Annotated in this window: 22 protein-coding genes and 1 other RNA gene; 12 read left to right on the top strand and 11 right to left on the bottom strand. The window is 65.7% G+C overall.

Annotated elements, in window-relative coordinates; genetic code table 11:
• Nucleotides 1-33: 33 nt before the first annotated feature.
• Nucleotides 34-819: a 3-hydroxybutyrate dehydrogenase gene (locus GJ654_RS04075; RefSeq protein ID WP_155444818.1), complete on the top strand. Its 786-nt coding sequence runs from the start codon at nt 34-36 to the stop codon at nt 817-819.
• Nucleotides 804-1,826 (top strand): patatin-like phospholipase family protein, encoded by a 1,023-nt coding sequence (locus GJ654_RS04070; RefSeq protein WP_264586107.1) that lies wholly within the window; start codon nt 804-806, stop codon nt 1,824-1,826. Before GJ654_RS04075 ends, GJ654_RS04070 begins: the two co-directional genes overlap by 16 nt.
• A gap of 9 nt (nt 1,827-1,835) precedes the next feature.
• Here the strand turns inward: GJ654_RS04070 and GJ654_RS04065 are convergent, their stop codons facing one another.
• Nucleotides 1,836-2,357, bottom strand: coding sequence for a c-type cytochrome (locus GJ654_RS04065; RefSeq protein WP_155444817.1), 522 nt, complete (start codon nt 2,355-2,357; stop codon nt 1,836-1,838).
• Between the two features lie 168 nt (nt 2,358-2,525).
• Between GJ654_RS04065 and GJ654_RS04060 the strand changes: the two genes are divergently transcribed.
• Nucleotides 2,526-3,269 (top strand): 3-deoxy-manno-octulosonate cytidylyltransferase, encoded by a 744-nt coding sequence (locus tag GJ654_RS04060; protein ID WP_155444816.1) that lies wholly within the window; start codon nt 2,526-2,528, stop codon nt 3,267-3,269.
• Complete coding sequence (locus tag GJ654_RS04055) at nt 3,266-4,120, top strand: prephenate dehydratase (RefSeq protein WP_264586106.1); 855 nt, start codon at nt 3,266-3,268, stop codon at nt 4,118-4,120. Before GJ654_RS04060 ends, GJ654_RS04055 begins: the two co-directional genes overlap by 4 nt.
• Here GJ654_RS04055 and GJ654_RS04050 read toward each other — a convergent pair.
• The gene (locus GJ654_RS04050) at nt 4,117-4,281 is read right to left on the bottom strand and encodes a hypothetical protein (RefSeq protein WP_155444815.1); all 165 of its coding nucleotides are present in this window, start codon (nt 4,279-4,281) and stop codon (nt 4,117-4,119) included. The genes GJ654_RS04055 and GJ654_RS04050 overlap by 4 nt on opposite strands.
• Before the next feature lie 43 nt (nt 4,282-4,324).
• A complete protein-coding gene (queC, locus tag GJ654_RS04045) occupies nt 4,325-5,041 on the bottom strand; it encodes a 7-cyano-7-deazaguanine synthase QueC (protein ID WP_155444814.1) in 717 nt (238 codons plus the stop codon).
• Nucleotides 5,042-5,129: 88 nt separating this feature from the next.
• On the opposite strand from queC, the gene GJ654_RS04040 reads away from it, so the two are divergent.
• Both GJ654_RS04040 and GJ654_RS04035 read left to right on the top strand, forming a co-directional pair.
• Nucleotides 5,130-6,260 carry an aminodeoxychorismate synthase component I gene (locus GJ654_RS04040; RefSeq protein ID WP_155444813.1) on the top strand — a complete coding sequence of 377 codons (1,131 nt, stop codon included), beginning with the start codon at nt 5,130-5,132 and terminating at the stop codon, nt 6,258-6,260.
• Nucleotides 6,215-6,871, top strand: coding sequence for an aminotransferase class IV (locus tag GJ654_RS04035; RefSeq protein WP_155444812.1), 657 nt, complete (start codon nt 6,215-6,217; stop codon nt 6,869-6,871). Before GJ654_RS04040 ends, GJ654_RS04035 begins: the two co-directional genes overlap by 46 nt.
• A gap of 73 nt (nt 6,872-6,944) precedes the next feature.
• Here the strand turns inward: GJ654_RS04035 and nudC are convergent, their stop codons facing one another.
• Complete coding sequence (gene nudC / locus GJ654_RS04030) at nt 6,945-7,913, bottom strand: NAD(+) diphosphatase (protein WP_246664574.1); 969 nt, start codon at nt 7,911-7,913, stop codon at nt 6,945-6,947.
• Complete coding sequence (locus tag GJ654_RS04025; RefSeq protein WP_155444811.1) at nt 7,910-8,320, bottom strand: HIT domain-containing protein; 411 nt, start codon at nt 8,318-8,320, stop codon at nt 7,910-7,912. The genes nudC and GJ654_RS04025 overlap by 4 nt, the downstream gene beginning before the upstream one ends.
• Before the next feature lie 92 nt (nt 8,321-8,412).
• On the opposite strand from GJ654_RS04025, the gene ffs reads away from it, so the two are divergent.
• From ffs to recR, 4 genes are all read left to right on the top strand, one after another.
• Nucleotides 8,413-8,509, top strand: an RNA gene (gene ffs / locus GJ654_RS04020) — signal recognition particle sRNA small type.
• Between the two features lie 51 nt (nt 8,510-8,560).
• Nucleotides 8,561-10,402 carry a DNA polymerase III subunit gamma/tau gene (locus tag GJ654_RS04015; RefSeq protein WP_155444810.1) on the top strand — a complete coding sequence of 614 codons (1,842 nt, stop codon included), beginning with the start codon at nt 8,561-8,563 and terminating at the stop codon, nt 10,400-10,402.
• A complete protein-coding gene (locus GJ654_RS04010) occupies nt 10,402-10,722 on the top strand; it encodes a YbaB/EbfC family nucleoid-associated protein (protein ID WP_155444809.1) in 321 nt (106 codons plus the stop codon). The genes GJ654_RS04015 and GJ654_RS04010 overlap by 1 nt, the downstream gene beginning before the upstream one ends.
• A 1-nt stretch (nt 10,723) precedes the next feature.
• The gene (recR, locus tag GJ654_RS04005) at nt 10,724-11,326 is read left to right on the top strand and encodes a recombination mediator RecR (protein ID WP_155444808.1); all 603 of its coding nucleotides are present in this window, start codon (nt 10,724-10,726) and stop codon (nt 11,324-11,326) included.
• 9 nt (nt 11,327-11,335) lie between these two features.
• Here recR and GJ654_RS04000 read toward each other — a convergent pair whose 3' ends face one another.
• Nucleotides 11,336-13,177 (bottom strand): glycosyltransferase family 2 protein, encoded by a 1,842-nt coding sequence (locus tag GJ654_RS04000; protein WP_155444807.1) that lies wholly within the window; start codon nt 13,175-13,177, stop codon nt 11,336-11,338.
• Nucleotides 13,178-13,222: 45 nt separating this feature from the next.
• On the opposite strand from GJ654_RS04000, the gene GJ654_RS03995 reads away from it, so the two are divergent.
• Nucleotides 13,223-14,101: a transporter substrate-binding domain-containing protein gene (locus GJ654_RS03995; protein ID WP_155444806.1), complete on the top strand. Its 879-nt coding sequence runs from the start codon at nt 13,223-13,225 to the stop codon at nt 14,099-14,101.
• Between the two features lie 100 nt (nt 14,102-14,201).
• On the opposite strand, the gene GJ654_RS03990 is transcribed toward GJ654_RS03995, so the two are convergent.
• Together GJ654_RS03990 and GJ654_RS03985 are read right to left on the bottom strand one after the other, a co-directional pair.
• On the bottom strand, nt 14,202-14,783 hold the full coding sequence (locus GJ654_RS03990; RefSeq protein WP_155444805.1) for an alpha/beta hydrolase: 582 nt from the start codon (nt 14,781-14,783) through the stop codon (nt 14,202-14,204).
• A gap of 2 nt (nt 14,784-14,785) precedes the next feature.
• Nucleotides 14,786-15,745 (bottom strand): glutathione S-transferase family protein, encoded by a 960-nt coding sequence (locus GJ654_RS03985; RefSeq protein ID WP_155444804.1) that lies wholly within the window; start codon nt 15,743-15,745, stop codon nt 14,786-14,788.
• A gap of 91 nt (nt 15,746-15,836) precedes the next feature.
• On the opposite strand from GJ654_RS03985, the gene GJ654_RS03980 reads away from it, so the two are divergent.
• Nucleotides 15,837-16,829, top strand: a complete 993-nt coding sequence (locus tag GJ654_RS03980; RefSeq protein WP_196305428.1) for a MaoC/PaaZ C-terminal domain-containing protein — start codon at nt 15,837-15,839, stop codon at nt 16,827-16,829.
• Here the strand turns inward: GJ654_RS03980 and GJ654_RS03975 are convergent, their stop codons facing one another.
• The 3 genes from GJ654_RS03975 to GJ654_RS20965 form a co-directional block, all read right to left on the bottom strand.
• Nucleotides 16,830-18,068 (bottom strand): SGNH/GDSL hydrolase family protein, encoded by a 1,239-nt coding sequence (locus GJ654_RS03975; protein WP_155444802.1) that lies wholly within the window; start codon nt 18,066-18,068, stop codon nt 16,830-16,832.
• A 41-nt stretch (nt 18,069-18,109) separates the two neighbouring features.
• A complete protein-coding gene (locus GJ654_RS03970) occupies nt 18,110-18,301 on the bottom strand; it encodes a hypothetical protein (RefSeq protein ID WP_155444801.1) in 192 nt (63 codons plus the stop codon).
• Between the two features lie 81 nt (nt 18,302-18,382).
• Entirely contained in the window at nt 18,383-20,053 is a 1,671-nt protein-coding gene (locus tag GJ654_RS20965; RefSeq protein ID WP_246664573.1) for a DUF882 domain-containing protein, read from the bottom strand.
• Nucleotides 20,054-20,224 lie beyond the last annotated feature (171 nt).

Below are 20,224 nucleotides of genomic sequence, written 5' to 3'. Positions count from 1 at the left end.
GCGCGTGAATTTTTTGGGATCAGGGAGAGTCTCATGTCGTTCGCAGGCAAGACCGCCGTCGTTACCGGCTCCACTTCGGGCATTGGCCTCGCCATCGCCCGCGCCTTCGCTCGGGAAGGCTGCAACGTCATGATAAACGGTTTCGGCGATGCCGCCGCGATCGAGGCCGAGCGGGCCGGCATCGAGAAGGAATTCGGCGTCAAGGCGGCCTATGACGGCGCCGACATGTCGAAGCCGGCGGAGATCGCCGCCATGATCCAGAACGCGGAAAAGGTTTTTGGAGCCGTCGACATTCTCGTCAACAACGCCGGCATTCAATTCGTGTCGCCGGTCGAAGATTTTCCCACGGAAAAATGGGACCAGATCATCGCCATCAACCTGTCCTCCGCCTTCCACACCATCCACGCCGCCGCGCCCGGTATGAAGGCGCGCAAATGGGGGCGCATCATCAACACGGCTTCCGCCCATTCGCTGGTGGCCTCGCCGTTCAAGTCCGCCTATGTCTCGGCGAAACACGGGATCGCCGGCCTGACGAAAACCGTGGCGCTGGAGCTCGCCACCTTCGGCGTGACGGTCAACTGCATCTCCCCCGGCTACGTCTGGACGCCGCTGGTCGAAAAACAGATTCCCGACACGATGAAGGCGCGCAACCTCAGCAAGGAAGAGGTGATCAACACCGTGCTGCTGTCGGCGCAGCCGACCAAGCAATTCGTCACGGTCGATCAGGTGGCCGCGCTCGCGGTTTTCCTCGCCACGGACGCCGCCTCGCAAATCACCGGCGCGAACATTTCCATGGATGGCGGGTGGACCGCCGCTTGACGGTTCGAAAAACCATCAACCTGGCGCTGCAAGGCGGAGGCGCCCATGGCGCCTTCACTTGGGGCGTGCTCGACGCGCTGCTCGAGGACGGGCGCTTCGACGTCCGTGGCGTCAGCGGAACCAGCGCCGGCGCGATGAACGCCGTCAATTTCGCGGAAGGCTTGCGAAAGGGCGGCGCCGAGGGCGCGCAACGGCAAATGGCCGCGTTCTGGAAGGGGGCGAGCCTCGACGGCGCGCTGCCCGAACCCGGGCGGATGGTGTTCGACGGCATGATGGCCTTTTGGTCGTCGACGCCCGCCGCCATGATGTTGCAAGAGGCCGCGAGCCTGTTCGCGCCGGCCCAACTCAACCCGATGGACATCAACCCGCTGCGCGACATCCTCAAGCGCGCGGTGAATTTCGAGGCCTTGCGCGCCAGCGCCGGCCCAAAGCTGTTCATCGCCGCCACTGCGGTCGAAACCGGCAAGGTGCGCGTGTTTCATCGCGAGGAGCTGACGCTCGACATGGTGATGGCCTCGGCCTGCCTGCCGACGGTGTTCCAGGCGGTCGAAATTGAGGGAGAGCCGTATTGGGACGGCGGCTATATGGGCAATCCCGTCCTGTTCCCGTTTTTCACGGAAACCGATTGCGCCGATATCGTCCTCGTGCAGATCAGTCCCGTCGTGCGCCAGGGCACGCCCGACACCGCCATCGAAATCATGAGCCGCGTCGACGAGATCACTTTCAACGCGCCGCTGCTGCAGGAATTTCGCGCCATTGATTTCGTCCGTCGCCTGATCGCCCAGGGGCGGCTGGACGGAACGCATTACAAGGAGATCCGCGTCCACCTCATCGAGGCGCAGGACGCGCTCAACCGTTTCGGCGCCGCCAGCAAGATGAAGGCGGACTACGATTTTTTTCTGGAATTGCGGGAAATCGGCGCCAACGCGGCGAAAAGATTCATCACCGCGCATTTCGACGATATCGGCGTCAGGCCGACGCTCGATCTTCAGGCGGCCATCAGCTGAAACCGCCGATCAGTTTTTCGCGAGCGGAACGGGCGAGTCCGAAAGGGTGCGCAGATAGGCGATGATGTCGGCGCGCTTGGCGGGGTCGGGCTCGCCGGGGAATTGCATCCGCGTGTCGGAAACGACAGCCTTCGGGTTGGTGATCCATTTGTCGATCTCGGCGAAAGTCCAGCTGCCGCTCTGGCCCTTCATGCCGCCGGAATAGGCGAAGCCCGGAAACGCGTGCTTGGGACGTCCGACGACGCCATAGAGGTTGGGACCGAACTTGGCGCCGCCGATGCGTTCAAAGCTGTGGCAGGCGCCGCAGACCTGCGCCAGTTCCTTGCCGCGCGCCGGATCGGCCTTGGCGAGCAGATCGTCCACGGTCTCGACCTTGGCCCCTTGCGTCGTCGCTGGGACCGGGAAGGAAAAGCCGGCGATCTTGGGTCTGATCGGCGAAACCAGCACATCTCCGATCAAGCTGAGAACGACTCCCAGCAACAGGGCGCAAACGAAGCCGAATCCGGCTTTTGCCAGATCATTGTAAGTCATGTCGTCCTCCCGGGCGGGCGCCTTCGGCGCCACATTTTCTTTAGGCTCTCTCATGTTTGCACGGCAGCGCCGCTCTGGCCAAGCGGGCGGCTCGACAAATGCTTTACGTAAGCAATCGCCGCAAGCTCCAGCCTTTACAAGCGAACCAAAATCCCTGAAACGAGGGGCATGCCGCACCCTGCCCTCATCGTCATTCCCGCCCGGCTCGCCTCGACCCGATTGCCCGACAAGCCGCTGGCGGACATCTGCGGCGCGCCGATGATCGTTCAGGTCTTTCGCCGCGCGGTGGAGGCGGAAATCGGCCCCGTTCTGGTGGCGGCCGACGGCGAGGAGATCGCCCGCGTCGTGCGCGCCGCCGGCGGCGAGGCCGTCGTCACCGATCCGGATCTGCCCTCCGGCTCCGACCGGATCGCCGCGGCGCTGCGCCTTTACGATCCCGACGGACAATACGGCGTCATCGTCAATCTCCAGGGCGACCTGCCGACGATCGATCCGGCGAGCGTGCGCGCCTCCCTGGCGCCGCTCGCCGATGCGAAGGTCGACATCGCCACGCTCGCGGCGCGGATTCTTCGCGAGGAGGAGCGGACCGACGCCAATGTGGTGAAGCTGGTTGGCGCGCCGCTCGGTCCGACGCGCCAGCGCGCGCTCTATTTCACCCGCGCCACCGCGCCTTGGGGCGAGGGCGATCTCTTCCATCACATCGGGCTTTACGCCTATCGACGCGCCGCGCTGGAAAAATTCGTCGCGCTGCCGCCTTCCGCTTTGGAAAAGCGGGAGAAACTGGAGCAATTGCGGGCGTTGGAGGCGGGCATGCGCATTGACGTGGAAATCGTCGACGCCGTTCCGCTAGGCGTGGACGCTCCGCACGACCTGGAGCGGGCGCGCGCAATCTTGAAGGATTTTTCGAAGTGAGCAGCAAGATCATCGCCTACCAGGGCGAGCCCGGCGCCAATTCCCACATGGCCTGCGCGGATGTCTATCCTGGCTGGGAAACCCTGCCCTGCGCCAGTTTCGAGGACGCCTTCGCCGCCATCAGCGAGGGACGCGCCGCCCTCGGCATGATCCCGATCGAGAATTCGCTGGCCGGCCGCGTCGCCGACATCCACCATTTCCTGCCCGGGTCGGATCTGCACATCATCGGCGAATATTTCTTGCCGATCCATTTCCACCTGCTCGCGGTCAAGGGCGCCGGGATCGAGGATCTGCGCAGCGTCTATAGCCATGTCCACGCGCTGGGCCAGTGCCGGAAAATCATCCGCCAGCACAATCTCAAGCCGGTGATCACCGGCGACACCGCCGGCTCGGCGCGCGAGGTGGCCGAATGGGGCGACAAAACGCGCGCCTCGCTCGCGCCCCTGATGGCGGCGGAGATTTATGGGCTCGACGTGCTCGCGCGCTTCGTCGAGGACGAGGACCATAACACCACGCGCTTCGTCATTCTGTCGCGCGAGGCCCGCAGACCGCCACCCGGCGCCGGACCGACGCTGACGACCTTCATTTTCCGCGTGCGCAACGTTCCGGCGGCGCTCTACAAGGCGCTCGGCGCCTTCGCCACCAACAATGTCAATATGACCAAGCTGGAAAGCTACATGGTCAATGGCGAATTCGCCGCGACGCAGTTTCTGGTCGATGTCGAGGGTCATCCCGAGGACGCCAATCTGGGCCGTGCGCTGGAGGAATTGCAGTTCTTCAGCGAGGAGGTCCGTATTCTCGGGACCTATCCGGCGCACCCGTTTCGACTGCGGATGGGCGAGCGGGCCTAAACCTTTTTCTCTGGGAAGGCGTGTAGCGTATCGCGGAAGGTGACGGCATCGGCGAAGTCGAGGCACATTGCGGCGACAATAGAAAAGGCCATCATCGACATGGGGATTGGATTTGCCTTGAGCAAATCCAAGTACTGGCTTGCGTTGGACTGAGGTGACATGACGTTGACTCCACAGGGGAAACGTCATGGGATCATCTGGGTTTCAAGACAACTTTTGGCGATTTTGCGCAAATGCGCGGGTTCGCCACTTTTCGTAGCCCTGCGCCCGCAGCGTGCAGGCCGGACATTGGCCGCAGCCGTAGCCCCAGGCGCGCCTCTCGCCGCGTTCGCCGAGATAGCAGGTGTGGCTGTGCTCGATCAGGGCGTTGATAAGGCTCTCGCCACCCAGCTTTTCCGCGAGCGCCCAGGTTTGCGCCTTGTCGAGCCACATCAGCGGCGTTTCCAGGACGAAGCGGCTTTCCATGCCGATGTTCAGCGCCACCTGCATGGCCTTGATCGCATCGTCGCGGCAGTCGGGATAGCCGGAGAAGTCGGTCTCGCACATGCCGCCGACGATGTGGGTCAGGCCGCGCCGGTAGGCGAGCGCCGCCGCGAAGGTCAAGAAGATCAGGTTGCGGCCGGGCACGAATGTGTTGGGAAGACCTCTTTCGGTCAATTCGATCTTCTTGTCGCCGGTCAGCGCGGTATCGGAAATGGCGCCGAGCGCCCCGAGGTCGAGCGTGTGGTCCGGTCCGAGCCGCCCCGCCCAGTGCGGCTTGATTTCGCGCAATTCCGCGCGCAGCACCTGGCGCTGCTCCAGTTCGACCCGGTGGCGCTGGCCATAGTCGAAGCCGAGCGTCTCCACGCGTTCGAAACGCTCCAGCGCCCAGGCGAGGCATGTGGTCGAATCCTGTCCGCCCGAAAACAGCACGAGGGCCATGAAAAATCTCCTTGGACCTTGGCTACACCCGACCGCAGCCGCTTCGCCAGCCTTTTTTTGCCGCCCGTTCCGCGTTAAGGCCATTGGCATGGCGAACGCGCGCGAACCCTTCTGCCTGATCGAGGACCGCTCACGCGGAACGCTGCATTTCGCCGCGCCGCGCCGAATCGTCACCGCCTATCATGCGGAAGAGGTTGCGCCCGCGCTCGCGCTCCTGCAGCAGGCCGCGCGCGAAAATTTTTGGGCGGCTGGCCATGTCGCGTACGAATGTGGTCTTGCGCTGGAGCCGCGGCTGCTCCCACTTCTCGGCCCGCGGAAGACCCCGCTGCTGCAATTCGGCATTTTTGAAGCGCCTTCCGCACCGCCCGCCGTCTCCGTCGCGCCGGCGCCAGAAATCGCGGATGTGCGCCCGCTCTGGCGCTTCGAGGACTACCGGCGGCGCTTTGACGCCTGTCGAGCCTATATCGAAGCAGGCGACGTCTACCAAATCAACCTGACCTTTCCGTTGTCAGGATGTTTCGCGGGCGACCCGCGCGACCTTTACCGCGCGCTGCGGCTGCGCCAGCCCGTCGAAATTGGCGGCATCGTCGCGCTGGGCGACGAGACCATCCTGTCGCTGTCGCCGGAAAAGTTCTTTTCGACCGAGCGACAGCGCATTTTTACGCGTCCGATGAAGGGCACGGCGCCGCGTGGGAAAACCTGGGATGACGACCGCGCGCTGGTGGCGCGCCTGGCGGCGGACGAGAAGAATCGCGCGGAAAACCTGATGATCGTCGATCTCTTGCGCAATGATCTCAGCAGGTTGTCAGAGGTCGGCTCTGTTCAAGTCACTGATCTCTACACAGTCGAAACCTTTCCCACGCTCCACCAGATGACCTCCGGGGTGCAAGCCGTTCTCCGGACTGACCTGAGTTTCTTGGATATTTTCGCCGGACTGTTTCCCTGCGGCTCCGTCACCGGCGCGCCAAAAATCCGCGCGATGGAGATCATCGCCGAACAGGAGGCGTTTTCGCGGGGGGCTTACTGCGGGGCGATGGGGGTGATCGCGCCGGGCGGCGACATGCGCTTCAATGTCGCCATACGCACGCTCACGCTCGGCGCCGACGGTGCGCTCACCTGCCCGGTGGGCTCGGCGATCGTCGCGGATTCGCGGGCGGAAGAGGAATACGAGGAATGTCTGCTGAAGGCCCGCTTCCTGGCGCCGACGATTTCGGCCTGATCGAAACTATTTTGTGGACGCGCGACGGCGGCTATTGGCTGGTCGAGGGCCATCGCGCGCGCCTCAAAAACTCGGCGCGCGCGCTCGGCTTCGCCTTTTCATATGAGGCCTATGACATAGTACTGGCAGAGGCCTGTGTTTTTCCGGAGGCGGATCGCCTGCGCGTTCGGTTGGAACTGCGCCGTGACGGCAAAATCGGCTGGAGCGCCGCGCCGTTCGTCCCCGAGCCGGCAAAAATCTGGCGCGTGGCGGTGGCGGGAACTCGGCTTGACTCGGCGAATCCCCTGCTGCGGCACAAGACCACGCGGCGCGCGACCTACGAGGACGCGCTCGCCGCGGCCCAGGCCGCCGACCCGCGCGTGGATGAAGTCATCTTCCTCAACGAGCGCGACGAGGTTTGCGAGGGCGCGCGAACAAGCCTGTTTTTGCAGCACGAACGCGGCTTGCTGACGCCGCCGCTCGACTGCGGCCTGCTCGCGGGCGTGCTGCGCGCCGACCTCCTGGCGCGCGGCGAGGCGCGGGAACACCGGCTGCGCCTCGACGACCTGCGCTCGGGTTTTTCGCTCGGTAACGCCCTTCGCGGGCCGTTTCGCGCACGTCTGTTGTTCTAATCCCCGGGGCCGGCCACTCACGCCGCTGGGCGCGGCCGAGGACGATTTCCGAACTGATCGTTCGGAAATCGTATTAGGCGGTTGCGAGCCAGTGTTCGAGCAACCCTCGGGCGATAGCGATCGGATGAGGGGCCTTGCGTTCGTGAGGATGCGAGCCCGCCACCATGGCGCGGACCTCTTCGCGCGAAAACCAGCGGCAGTCCTCCAACTCCTGCGCATCCATCACAATGTCGCGCGAAAAAGCCTCGGCGCGGCAGCCGATCATCAGCGATGCCGGAAAGGGCCAGGGCTGCGAGGCCAAAACCTCGACCGCGCCCAGGCGCACGCCCGACTCCTCGAGAATTTCGCGCCGCGCCGCTTCTTCGAGGGTCTCGCCGCATTCGACGAAGCCGGCGAGGCAGGAATACATGCCCGGCGGAAATTGCTTTTGACGTCCCATCAGGCAGCTGTCCCCGTGCGTCACCAGCACGATCACCACCGGATCGGTGCGCGGAAAATGTTGTGCGCCACAGTTTTCGCAATCGCGCCGCCAGCCGGCCTGCGTCGAAACCGTTTTCCCGCCGCAGCGGGCGCAGAAACGGTGGTTTGCATGCCAGTGCAGCACGGTCTTGGCCTGGGCGAGGATGGCGATCTCGTCACGGGTCAGCGCGTTTTCGACCGCAAGCGCGCGCAGATCGCGGACGTGCAGGTCCGGACGTCCGGCGATCGCGGATTCGTGGTGGTCCACAAAAGCGTCCGCCGCGCCGGACGTCTTGTGCGCCAGCGTCGAGTCGGCCAGCAGCAGCCCATAAACCGGGCCTTCGTCGTCGCGTCCCAGCAGAACCGGCGCTTCGGCAGCGGGCAGGGCGCGGAGGTCGTCGAGCGCGTGAAGCGCGGCAAAACCGTCGCCGTTGGCGCGCAGCACCGGCATGGCCCCGACGAAAGCCGCCACCCGCGCGCCGGCATTTTCCAGCAGCGCGGTCAGCGCGGCCGCGTCGTCGCGCTTTTCCGACAGCCTGTCGAGCGGGTTGCCGGAAAAAACCATCAGGTCGAAGGGCGTCAAGGGACTTCCGGGGTCAGCGCGCGCCGCAGCCTGTCCAGCAGGGGCTGCGGATCGTCGTAGGGCTCGGCGACGCCGGCGCCCCAGACTGGACCCGGCCAGGCGGCGTCTGTTTCGGAACGTCCGACCACATGGACATGCAATTGCCGCACAACGTTGCCCAGCGCGCCGATGTTGATTTTTTTTGCCCCGGTCAGCAGTTTCAGGCGGTCGGCCGCCAGCGCCGCCTCTTCAAACAGGGCGCGGCGCTCCGAGGGGGTCAGGTCCGTGATTTCGACCAGTCCGGCCCGGCGCGGGACCAGGATCAGCCAGGGAAACCGGCTGTCGTTCATCAGCAGAACCCGGCACAGGGCCATGTCGCCGAGCGGAACCGTGTCGGCTTCAAGGCGCGGGTCGAGGGCGAAGGTCATATGGGCTCCGTTCCGGGTGCGCCAGCTTGGCGCCCCCGGCGACGGCGCGCAACCCTCTTGCACAAAACGCCTCGATGGTCCAAATAAGCGGCGGGAGGTTGGCGGTGGACGTTCCACTCGCCAACCGGGTCAGGTCCGGAAGGAAGCAGCCCTAACGAGACCGGGCGGGTCTCTGTCCAACCTCCCACTTAAAATTTGCGCGCCTGACGACCGCTGGCGCCCTGATTCGGCGGTTTGGAGATGGACGAGTCCGCGCAAAATCCTGACAGCGAGACCGGTTTGTTCCCCACGCCGCAGGAGCGGCGGCCTGCGGGCGCCTATCGCGTGCTGGCGCGAAAATACCGGCCGTCGCGTTTCGAGGACCTGATCGGCCAGGAGCCGATGGTTCGCACGCTGAAAAACGCTTTCGACCTCGACCGCATCCATCAGGCTTACATGCTCACCGGCGTGCGCGGCGTCGGCAAGACGACGACGGCGCGTATTCTCGCCCGCGCATTCAATTATCAGCTTCCCGCCCGCGACGGGCGCCCTGCCGTGGATCGCCCGACCATCCACATGAACGAGCTTGGCGTTCACTGCCAGGCGATCATGGAGTCGCGTCATGTCGACGTGATCGAAATGGACGCGGCCTCGCACACCTCGATCGATGACATCCGCGAGATCGTCGACAGTTCGCGCTACCAGCCGGCGATGGCGCGCTACAAGGTCTATATTATCGACGAAGTGCACATGCTGTCGAAGAGCGCCTTCAACGGGCTGCTGAAGACGCTTGAGGAGCCGCCGCCGCACGTCAAATTCCTGTTTGCCACCACCGAAATCGACAAGGTGCCGGTGACCGTGCGCTCGCGCTGTATGCGTTTCGATCTGCGCCGCGTCGAGGCCGAGGTGATGCTGCGCCATCTCGGCGCGATCTGTGACAAGGAAAAGGTCGAGATCAACCATGAGGCGCTGCTGCTAATTGCCCGGGCGTCTGAAGGCTCGGTTCGCGACGCGCTGTCGCTGCTCGATCAGGCCATCGCCCACGGCGCCGGCGCGCCGATCGAGGCGGAGACGCTGCGCGCCATGCTGGGCCTGGCCGACCGCAGCCGCATCATAGCCTTGTTCGAGGCGGTCATGCGCGGCGACGTCGCCGAGGCGCTCGACAATTTGAAGGAGCAGTACGATTTCGGCGCGGATCCCGCGAAGATCCTCACCGATCTTGCCGAATTCGTCCATTTCGTCACCTGCATGAAGGTGTCGGCCAAGACGGCGCAAGTCGCCTCCGGGCAGTTCGAGCGCGAAAAGGGAGCGGAGCTGGCGGAAAAACTCGCCATGTCCGTGCTGTCGCGCTCCTGGCAGATCCTGCTCAAGGGCATCGAGGAGGTGAAGGATTCGCCGCGACCCTTGGCTGCGGCCGATATGGTTTTGGTGCGTCTCGCCTATGCCGCCGACCTGCCGTCGCCGGAAGAGGTTTTGAAGCAACTCGCCGCGTCCGAGCCGGGCAGCGGCGGGCCGCGTCGCACGCCGTCGGGGCCTTCCGGCGGGGCGAGCGCCGCCCTGCGCCAGAGCGCACCGCGACTGGCTTCCGCGCAACCTGCCCCGGCGCCCCAGCCCGCGCCCTCGATGCAAGCGGCGCCCGCCGTCCAACTGCAAAATTTTGCCGAACTCGTCGCGCTCGCCGGCGAAAAACGCGACATTCAGACCAAGACGGCGTTGGAACGCGACGTGCGGCTGGTCCGTTTTGAGCAGGGGCGGCTGGAATTCGCGCTGGCGCAGGGCGCCTCGCCCGCGCTTCCGGTGCAGCTTTCCAAAAAATTGCAGGACTGGACCGGGGAGCGCTGGCTGGTCGCGTTGTCCCACGCACCGGGCGCACCGACGCTGAAGGAGCAGGCCGAGGCGCGCGAAACGCAAAAACGGATTGGCGTGCAGGCGCATCCGCTGGTGCGCGCCGCGCTCGACAATTTTCCCGGCGCGGTGATCGTCGCGGTGCGCGGGGGCGACGATACGCCTGTGGACAGCAAGGCCGAGCCGCTCTACGAGGGCGCGGAAGTTCGCGGCGATGACATTACCTACGCCGACGAGGCGCAAGAAGAGGACCTGTGATGGACATTATGGGCATGATGAAAAAGGCCAGCGCGATGCAGGCCAAGATGGCCGAAATGCAGGCCGAGCTGGAGAACGTCACGGTTGACGGCGCCGCTGGCGGCGGTCTGGTGAACGTGGTGATCACCGCCAAGGGCGTGGTCAAGAGCGTCAGCATCGACCCGTCGCTGCTCAAGGCGGAAGAGAAGGAAATTGTCGAAGATTTGATTGTCGCCGCGCTGGGCGAAGCGCGCGGCAAGGCGGAAGCCCTGCTGGAAGAAAAGATGAAGGCCGTGACCGCCGGCATCGGCCTTCCCTCCGGGTTCAAACTGCCGTTCTGACATGGCGAGCGTAGCCGGGCCGGAAATCGAACGGCTCATCCAGTTGCTGGCCCGGCTGCCCGGACTTGGACCGCGTTCGGCGCGCCGCGCCGCGCTGCATTTGATCCGCAAGCGCGAGGAATTGTTGGGGCCGCTCGGCGAGGCCATGCGGGTGGCGCGCGAGCGCATCGTCACTTGCTCCATCTGCGGCAATATCGACACGAGCAACCCCTGTTCACTGTGCGCCGACGCTCGCCGCGACGACGCGACGCTGGTCGTGGTCGAAACGGTCGGCGATCTCTGGGCGCTGGAGCGCGCGCAGGTGTTGAACGCGCGCTATCACGTTTTGGGAGGCGCGCTGTCGCCGCTCGATGGCGTCGGCCCCGACGACCTCAACATCGGCGCGCTGGTTTCGCGTGTGGCTGCGGGTGGGGTCAGAGAAGTCATTCTGGCGGTCAACGCCACCGTCGATGGCCAGACCACGGCACATTACATCACCGAGCTTTTATCCCCTTATGAGGTGAAGTGCACCCGCCTCGCCCATGGCGTTCCGGTGGGCGGCGAGCTGGACTATCTCGACGAGGGCACGCTTGCTGCGGCGCTGAAGAGCCGGACGGATTTGTAATAGGCCCGGTCAATAAGGCGCGGGGCAGGGGCGATCGATCTCCTTCGGCCGGGGCGCGTGGTCCGTTTTCGTCCACACGAAAGGATGTCGCGTCCATTCCAGCAGCGCTCGCCAGGCGGCGAACGACACCAGCAGCAGATAAATCGGCGACAGGATCAGCAGCGGCGAAACCTTCAGTTTTCGCCGGCGCATGCCGATCACATTGGGCAGGATGAAGGCCAGCACGCCGAAGAAAGCGACGGACAGGCTGAAGCCCGACACGATGATCGCTTGCATGTCCCTGGGGTTGAGCAGGTCGCCGAACAGCAGGTCGTGACCGAGGCGGAGGCTGTACAAGGGGCCGAACAGAGGCCCGGCGAGCAGACTCGCCATGGCGCAGACAGCCGCGAACGCAGGCAGAAAACCCATTCTGCGAATTTGCGCGCGCGGCGTGCGCAAGAAGACTGCAAGGGTCTGCATCCAGCCTTTCATCCAACGCGAGCGCTGGCCGAGCCAGGCGGACAAGGTCACCGGCGCGTCCTCGTAGGTGGCGGCGTCGATGGCGTGAACCTCGTAGCCGAAGCGGGCGAACCGCAGCCCGAGATCGGCGTCCTCCGTGACGTTCCAGGCGTCCCAGCCGATCATCCGCCGCAGCAGCGCGGTGCGGAAATGGTTCGAGGTGCCGCCGAGCGGCATGGGCAAGCCCAGCTCGCCGAGACCGGGATTGATGACGTCGAACAGCGCTGCGTAGGAGATGGAAAAGAAGTAGGCGAGCCAGCTCTCGTGGCCGTTGTCGATGGCGATGCGCGCTTGCAGGCAGGCGACATTTGGCGGCGAAACGGCGAAGCGCTCCGCCGCGATGCGCAACTGAAGCGGTTCAGGACGATCCTCGGCGTCGAAGATCGTCAGCAATTCCCCGCGCGCCAGCGGCAGCGCCACGTTGAGCGCGCGCGGTTTTGTCCGTGGGGCGCCGGCGGGGGCGACGACGACCTCCATATAGGGCGCAAGTCCGGCCTGATGAAGCGCCGCAAAGGTCTCGGCATCGTCCTCCTCGATGACGAACTTGATGTCCAGCTTGGCGGCGGGATAGTCGAGCGCGCGCAAGGCGGCGACGAATTGTGCGGCGACGGCGGCCTCGCGGCGCATGGGCGCGATGATCGTGTAGGTGGGCAGTTCGGCGTCGCGCAGGGGGCGCGTCTGCGGCGCCGACGGGTCCGGGGACGAGGCGACCGTGGCGCACAGCCGCACATAAATGCCGCCATAAAACAGCGAGGACAGGATCAGCGAGACGATGTCGAACACGTTGCGCCAGACCGCCATCACGCCCGCGATCAGGCCGATGCAGACGATGATGAAGAAGAAATTGCTCCAGCGCAGTTGCGGCGCGCAAGCCGACAGCCGCGGTTCCGCCCGCGACAGGGCGTATGCGGCGTCATCCGCCAGCGCCCGCCGTCCGGCCTCGCGCACCAGAGCGGAAAATTTTTTGGGCGGACATATGGCGATGCGGCGGCGCACGGCGCCGGACATCGCCAAGAGTTCGGCGACCTGACGGCCGCGCGGCGACAGCACCCAGTCAAAAGCTTCGCGGCTTGGATCGGCGCGGGCGACGCTCGCCCGCAGCGCCGCCCGATAGTCGAAGCCGGGCGCGAGGGTCGCGTGGCCTTCGAGGCAGGGGCAGTTCAGCCGCCGCGCAAGCGCGCGGTAGTAAAAATCTTCAGTGACCAGACCTTCCGCGATCAGGAGTTCATCGGCGCCCACGCCCTGGTACCGCGCGCGCCGCGCCGCCCAGCACAGCATGTCGAGATCGACTCCGGCTTCCGCGAGAAAGCCAATCTCCGTCGGCAGCGAATTTCTCGTCTCGGGCGCCTGCAAGGGCCGTCGCCTGTGGTAAGAGTTCGGGGACAAGAGAGAGCTGAAATGGCCGTTGAGCTCCAATACCCATTTATCCCGGACTTCCTGCAGCAGGCCAAGCGCGCGATTGCCACGGCTTTGATAATTAATGTTTTTCTCGCTTCAGGTTGTATTCTTGGTCCGGCGCGCGCGGAAGGCGTGTTCCTGCCGGCTTTTTCCGATCCGCATCGCCGCGCGGAACCGCCGGCCCAGGGCAAACAGTCGCTGCGCTTCCTCACCAGCGATGATTATCCGCCGTTCGCCTTCGTCGATCCCGAGGGGGCGCTCGCCGGCTTCAACGTTGAAGTGGCCAGGGCGATTTGCGAGCAATTGCAGGCAAGTTGCACCATACAGCCGCGCCACTGGGAGACTCTTCTCGACGCGCTGGACGCCAAGGAGGGCGACGCGCTGATCGCGTCGATCAAGCCCGCCGCCGCCGAGGGGCGGGCGATTTTCACCGAACCCTACTATTTTACGCCGGCGCGCTTTGTCGCCGTGGCGGACTCCCAGGCCCTCGACGTGCGGCCCGAAGGTCTTGCCGACAAGAAAATCGGCGTCGAGGCGGGCGGCGCGCACGAAGCGTTCCTGCGCCGGTTTTTCCCGCGCGCGGTTGTGATTCCCTTCGACTCGCGTGAAAAAATGATGCGCGCGGTGCTGGAGAAGCAGGTCGACGCCGGTTTTGGCGACGCCATTTCACTCAGCCAGTGGATGAACGAAACGCCGGGCTGCGCCTTCGTCGGCGGCGCTTGGCTGGAGCCCGCCTATTTTGGCGAAGGCGTCGGCGTCGCCGTGCGCCCCGACGACCAGGAGACGCGGGGAAAGCTGAACTGGGCGCTGCAAAAGTTGGATGAATCCGGAAAGCTCGCGGAGCTTTATCTCAAATATTTCCCGGTCAGTATTTACTAATAGCATTTTCAAGCGAAGTGGATGCCGGTTCGCGTGAAGAAAATGCGTTGAAGCAGAGAACTAGAGCCCGCGTGGTGAACGGGAGTTCGCCACGCGGGCTCTAGGCGACGAGAAGGCGCTCGCCGAAAAATGACGCCGCCAGCCGCATGCCCTCGGGCGTGATGCAATGATCGACGCCGGGCAGCACATGGCTTCGCACGTCCAGCCCCAAGGCGCGCAAGCTCTCTGCCGCCGCCACGCCCTCGGCCGCGGGAATCACCGAATCCTCAGCTCCGTGGACGATCAGGACCGGCGCCTGCGCCGGCGTGAACGGCGGCGGCGAGGCGAGCCGGGTGGAAAAGCCGGCGACCGCGACCAAAGGCCATTGTCCCGTGAGCAGGGCGTCGATAGCCATCATCCCGCCTTGCGAAAATCCGCACAGGGCGACCCGGTCGCGGCTGGCGACGAGCGGCCGAACCACAGCGTCGAAGGCGGTTCGCGCTTCGACGATCCGGCGCTGCCGGTTTTCCGGGGTGATGTTGTCGAGGCTGAACCACTGGAAGCCCAGCGAGGTCGCGAACGGCGCGTCGGGCGCGACCACGTCAACGCCCGGCAAATGTTCAGCCAGGAAGTCTCGGAGCGGGTCGAGGTTCGCGCCGTCGGCGTGCACACCGTGCAGCAGGATGACCAGGGGGCGCGGCATTTTTACAGATCCAGGGTGGAGAGGTCGGGGCCTCGGGGAACGATGCCGTTCGGGTTCAGCGCCTTGATTGAATAATAGCCACGCTTGATGTGGTCGATGCTGACGGTCTCGCGCGTCCCGGGAATATCAAGCACGCACTTCAGCCAGGCGCTCAGGGCGGGGTAGTCTGCGAGACGCCGCTTGTTGCATTTGAACAGGCCATGATAGGCGGCGTCGAAGCGGATCAGGGTGACAAACAGGCGGATATCGGTTTCGATCAGGCTTGGGCCGAACAGGAAGGGGCCGCCGCCCGCAACGCGCGCCTCCAGCGCGTCGAGCATAGCGAAAACCTCTTCAAAAGCGTCGTCATAGGCCTGCTGCGTCGTGGCGAAGCCGGCGCGGTAGACCCCATTGTTGAGGCGCGGGTAAATCTCGTCGTTGAGCGCGTCGATTTCTTCGCGCAGGGGCGCGGGATAGAGGTCGAGGGCATCGCTCGCCAGGGCGCCGAAGCCGGTGTTCAGCATTCGCAGAATGTCGGCGGATTCATTGTTGACGATGGTCTGGCGCTGCTTGTCCCACAGCACCGGCACGGTGGCCCGTCCCGTGATGTGCGGATCAGCGCGGGTGTAGATTTCGTGCAGATAGGTCGCGCCGTTGATCGTGTCCCTGGTCGCGCCGGGATCATCGCCGAATCTCCACCCCTGGTCCGTCAGCGCCGGCTCGACGATCGATACGGTGAGGACCACGTCGAGGCCCTTCAGCTTGCGCGCCATCAGGGTCCGCGACGCCCAGGGGCAGATCAACGCCGCATAAAGGTGATATCGCCCCGCCTCGGCCTTGAATCCGCCTTCGCCCGTCGGGCCGGGCGCGCCGTCGGGCGTCACCCAGTTGCGAAAGGTGGAGGTTTGGCGCACAAAACCGCCTTTGCCGTCGGTCGCCTGCCCGGGCCGCCAGTTTTCCGACCATTTGCCGTCGACGAGCATTGTTCTTCTCCCTTTGCGCAAAAGCTGTTTGCGCCGGCGGTCCTTGTCAATCCCGCTCCGCGCCGGCAGGATGGGAAAGAAGGACGCGGACATGAGCCTGATCCATTATGACGATTTTGCGCCGGGGGAAACGCGGACCTATGGCGCCTACGGCTTCACCGAGGAAGCCATCATCGCCTTCGCGGCGGAATATGACGCGCAGACGTTTCATATGGACGCCGAACTGGCGAAGCACACGCTGCTCGGCGGCCTCGCGGCCTCGGGCTGGCACACCTGTTCCGCCCTGATGCGCATGATGGTGGACGATTGGCTGGGCGGCAGCGCCTGTCTCGCCGGAATCGGCATCGAGGATAACCGCTGGCTCGCCCCGGTGCGGCCCGGCGACGTGCTGACGGCGCAGACGCGGACTCTCGAAAAAACCGATCTGCGTTCGCGGCCTGACGCCGGCATCGTCAAATTCGAGACGATCCTGCGCAACCAGAACGGCGTCGAGGTGATGCGTCAGACTGGCTCCACCCTGTTCGCCCGGCGTGAGCGCCTCACGAAACTTCCGGCGGAGTCGCCGCCCCGCCAAGCGCCGCCTCCTCCTACTCCTCCGCCGCCGCCGCGCATTGACGACCGCCTCGCCGCGCTGCCGGACGATTATGCGCGCGCAAAGGTCGGGGCCTATGCCGATCTCGGCGAAAAATTGTTTTCGGCCGCGTATATCAGGGCTTACGCCCAGGAGTTCGATCCTTTCCCCTTCCATCTCGATGAGGCTGCGGGGAAAAACCATGTGCTCGGCGCCATGTCGGCGGCGGGCCTGCAAACCGCCTGCTGCTGGATGCGCCAATTCATCGCGCTGCGCCGGGAGGCGGCGGGCGGCGAAGTGCCAAGCCGCGCGTCGCCTGGATTCGCCAATATGGTCTGGCGCAAGCCGGTGCTGGTCGGCGACCGCATCCGCTTCTCCACCCAGGTGATCGCGAAGCGTCCGATCTCGAAACCGGGGCTGGGTCTGGTCCAGAGCCTCAACTCGGCCGTCAACCAGCGCGGCGAGCTGGTGATGGATTTCACCGCGGCGGTGATCACCCCACTCGCCTCCTGATCATTTTGGCGGCGCGGGGGCGTCCTTGGCGGGCCAGGAGAAGTCGTCGGCGCGGCCGGCTTTCGCCGGGGCGCCTGGAGCGCGGACGGCGTTCGCCGGCGGCGGCAGGCTGGCGAGAGATCCGCCCGGAGAAAGCGCCTGGTCGTTCAAGGGCAGAACCTTGCCGACGAGGGTCGGGACGGGCGGCGGCTGGGGCGCGGCGACCGCCGGTTCCGTTTCGCTGGGCGCGGCGGGCTGAGCCGGCGCATCCGGCGAAACGGCGGCGGGCTGTTCCGGCTGCGCGGGCGGCGTCGCCTGAAGCGTCGCCAAAACTCTTTTAATCTCGGGCTCGACGAAATAGGCGGCCTTGCGGGCGCCGGCGGGGCTGAAATGCACGCCGTCGGCGCTGCGCAACCGGACGACGGCGCCATTCACATCTGGACCCGACGCCTTGTAGACGGAGTTGACGTCCGAAAAAGCTTCCCAGAGATCGACGTAGTGGGCGCCGGCGGCGGTCGCGTTCTGTCTGGCGATGTCGTTGAAGATCAGCGCCGCCTTGGACAAGGCGGCATTGCGCATGATCGGCAGGCCGACCCAGACCAGCGGCACATTTTTGTCGCGGAAGAATGCGGAGATTTCCTCGATGCGTCGGGCGTAGGCCTCGTTGAATTCCTTCGACAAGGGCTCCAGCGCGCGTCCCGCGTCCTGACGTAGCGGCTGATTGTCGTTGATGCCGATCTGCATCACGGCGACATCGACGCGCTGCGGCCCTTCGAGCAGCGCCTGCGCCCCCTTGCGCCAGTCATAAAAATCGTCGCGCACCAGACCGCTGTCATCCTGCGCCTTGTTGAGGATGGCGACGCGCCGATCCGCGGAAAAAGCGTCCTCGAGACCTCTGCCGAGGATCGCCGCCTCGGAATCGCCGATCACCGCGACGACAAAACTGCCCACCTGCTGTTGCGACGCCGGGTCTCCCGCTTGCGGAACGACCGCGTCGGCGGCGCCCTGCGCCTCGGGCGGACGCGCGGGGTTTTCCTTGACGATGCGGCGCTCGCGCGGGTGCGGCGCGGTTCTGGCCTTAGGACGGATTTGAGGCGGGCGGGCCACACGCGGGCGATAGCGCTGCGCGTTGGACGGACGTCCGCCGAAAATCGTGCCGAAGAAATCGGATATCGCGTCCTGCGCCTCCGCCGGGCCGGCGACGGAGAGGGCGCAGACGAGCGCAAGCAGACGGCGGCGGCGGGACAGGAAGCGCAGCATGCGCTTCTTATAGCCTTTTTCCCGGGATGAGGCGAGACTCTTCAGCGCGCGGCCGTCGGCGCCGGCGCGGCATGGCTGCTTCGGGCGCCGAGCGCCACGAAGGCGACGGAGCCGCCGAGCAGGACCAGCAGGATGAGGCGAAGGAGGGGCGCCAGCCGGCAAGCCGCGGGATCTGTGCGGCGCAAGCTGCGAACGTAAGCGAATTCGCGGCTGTCGATGGGAGCAAGGATCATGGCGCCTCGCGAAGTCAGTCGAACGAGGCGGCAGAATGAGGCGCAAAGGTTAATGTCGCGTTAACCATGCTATTGCGCGCCTCAGTCCTGCGTCCGGCTGAAAGTCCGGTGATCCAGCGTATCGGGCCTGGCGCCGAAACGGGCGGGCGCGCCGGCGACGGGGGCGGCGACCAGCGGGTCGACCTTGGCCGCCGCCCGCAGCGCGGGCGCGGCGGCTGCGCCGCCGCCGCGGGCTGTCGGCGCCAGCATGGGCGTGAGCGCGGCGCGGTCCACGCGCGCCGGCGCCATTGGAGACGCCCGGTCCGCGCGCGTCTGTTCGGCCTTGGCCGCCGCGGCCGGCCGGAGCGCCTGGAGGGAGGGGCGGGGCGGCGGCAGAGGCGCGGCGGCGCTGTCCTGCGGGCGCGATTGCGTGGCGTAGGCGAGCGGCGCGCTGGCGTCGCCGGGGCGCGCTGTCCTGGTGGCGCCGCCGCCACCATGGGTGATGACCGCCGGCAATGCGGCGAGGTCAATGGGCCGGGGCGGAGGGGTGGGCGCATCGGCGACAAGGTCTTCCAGCGCGGCGGGACGCCTGGGCGGAAGCGGAGCGTTGTCCAGCGGATGCGGCTGATCGTCGTTCCCGGCGTTGGCCTCCTCCTCGATCGGCTGAGGCTTGGCTGGCTCGGGTCGGGCGTCCGGCGCGGTTTGTTCGAGCCTCGCCGGCTGGACGGGGGCGGGCGGGGGCGCGGCGGCCGGGGCCGGCGCGGGGCTGACCTCCGGTGGCGCGCCCATAAAAGTTTCTCCGCGCGGCAGATTGGTCTCGGCCTTGGCCATGATGCGGCGTTGCGGTTCGAGCTGCGCGCCCTCCTCGTCCTCGCCGCCGTCGGCGACTTGTCGGCGCGCGTTGCGCCCGGCGACGCGGGTCGGCTTGACGGACGCGACTTGCCTCGCCTCCTCCTCGTCGTCGCCGCCGAACAGGGCGGCGAAGAAGCCGCGCAGCCCGCCTGAACTCTGCGCTTCGGCGACCGAAATGGCCTCGCCGCCGCGCGCCAAAATGTCCGCGCGGGCCTCCTCGTAGCCCGGCAGCAGCTTGCCGTTGCTTGGGATATGCACCGTCTTGCCGTCCGGAAACAATTGCGCGAGCTGCTCGTAGGTCATGCGCGGCCAGTGGCGCACGCCGCCGACGTCGAGATGCACGAAGGGGGTGCCGGCATTGGGATAATAGCCGACGCCGCCGCGCTGCATGCGCATGCCAACCTCACGAATCCGCGCCATGGACAGGCCGGGGATGGTCGTGTCCATCGCCTTGCCCAGCATGTGCTGCGAATTCTTGGCCACGGCGCGCGAGCGCTGGCGCAGCATGGCGTTGGTCGACGGGCAGCGATAGGCCGAGACCACCACGATGGGGTCCTCGGGGCCCATACGGTCGGCCGAGCGATAGGCCTCCCACAGCACGTCGAACAATTTGGGGTCCATCTGGGTCGGTTCGTCGTTGCGCCAGTCGCGCAGGAACCAGTTCAGCTTCTCCAGCGTCGCGGCGTCGTAATGTCCGTTGACCCGGAAAGTCGCGGCGAGGCTTTCCTTGCTGTGGGAATGATAAAGAAAGAGCGTGCGGGTGTCGCCATTGGCGGCGGCGGATTCGAGCGCGTTGGGCGCAAGCGTGGCGAAAGCGGCGAGCAGCGCCGCGACGGTCTTGGCGCGACCGCGCCGGAAAATCTTGTCGGCCTGTGTGGCGTGCGCTCGAAAAAAAGCGGTCTTGAGGTTCGCCAAGATCAATCGCTCTCCATCGGCTCGCCTGGCGCGCATTTGCATCGGCTCAGGTTTACGAACCATTGACGATATTCGTTAACGCTTAGTTTCCGAGGCAACGCTTACACCAGCTGGCGCAGAAAAGCCACGCCCAAGACGTTTGGTGGCGTTTGCGCCGAATACCCGTCCGCGCGGCGC

This window comes from Rhodoblastus acidophilus, from assembly GCF_009720655.1.
In the GTDB taxonomy this organism is placed as follows: Bacteria; Pseudomonadota; Alphaproteobacteria; order Rhizobiales; family Beijerinckiaceae; genus Rhodoblastus; species Rhodoblastus acidophilus_A.
This window is presented reverse-complemented; position numbering and strand designations above follow the sequence as displayed.